At 69.3% G+C, this 1,023-nt stretch carries 1 pseudogene; it reads left to right on the forward strand.

Annotation, left to right across the window (positions count from 1 at the left end):
* Window positions 1-1,023: pseudogene (locus FMZ75_RS21125) on the forward strand (hypothetical protein); the annotation flags it as partial.

The raw sequence follows: 1,023 nt of genomic DNA on the forward strand, positions 1-1,023 counted from the left end.
GCCTATCTCGACGCCATCGACGCGGGAGACTTCTCCACCTCGCAGATCGCAGCCTTCGGCGCGACCACGGTCGGCGATCTCTCCACCACCCAGATCGCCAATCTCACCTCGACGCAGATCGGCGCCCTCTCGGCCACCGGCTTCGGCGCGCTCGCCTCGACCGACGTCCAGTCCTGGAACACCACACAGCTCGCCGGCCTCACCGCCACGCAGCTCGGCCGGCTGACCACGACCGCGCTCGGCAATCTCTCCACCACACAGGTCGCCGACCTGACCTCGACCCAGGTGCGCGGCCTCACCGCCACGCAGATCGGCGGTCTCTCCGCCGCCTATCTCGACGCCATCGACGCCGGAGATTTCTCCACCTCGCAGATCGCCGCCTTCGGCGCGATCACGGTCGGCGATCTCTCCACCACGCAAATCGCCAATCTCACCTCGGCGCAGATCGGCGCCCTCTCGGCCACCGGCTTCGGCGCGCTCGCCTCCACCGACGTCCAGTCCTGGAACACGACCCAGCTCGCCGGCCTCACCGCAACGCAGCTCGGCCGGCTGACCACGACCGCCCTCGGCAATCTCTCCACCACCCAGGTCGCCGATCTCACATCGACCCAGGTGCGCGGCCTCACCGCCACGCAGATCGGCGGCCTCTCCGCCGCCTATCTCGACGCCATCGACGCCGGAGATTTCTCCACCTCGCAGATCGCCGCCTTCGGCGCGACCACGGTCGGCGATCTCTCCACCACCCAGATCGCCAATCTCACCTCGGCGCAGATCGGCGCCCTCTCGGCAACCGGCTTCGGCGCGCTCGCCTCCACCGACGTCCAGTCCTGGAACACGACCCAGCTCGCCGGCCTCACCGCAACGCAGCTCGGCCGCCTGACGACGACGGCGCTCAGCAATCTCTCCACCACACAGGTCGCCGACCTGACCTCGACCCAGGTGCGCGGCCTCACCGCAACGCAGATCGGCGGCCTCTCCGCCGCCTATCTCGACGCCATCGACGCGGGAGACTTCTCCACCTCG

The sequence above is a fragment of the Methylosinus sp. RM1 genome (genome assembly GCF_011378635.1).
Lineage (GTDB): Bacteria > Pseudomonadota > Alphaproteobacteria > Rhizobiales > Beijerinckiaceae > Methylosinus > Methylosinus sporium.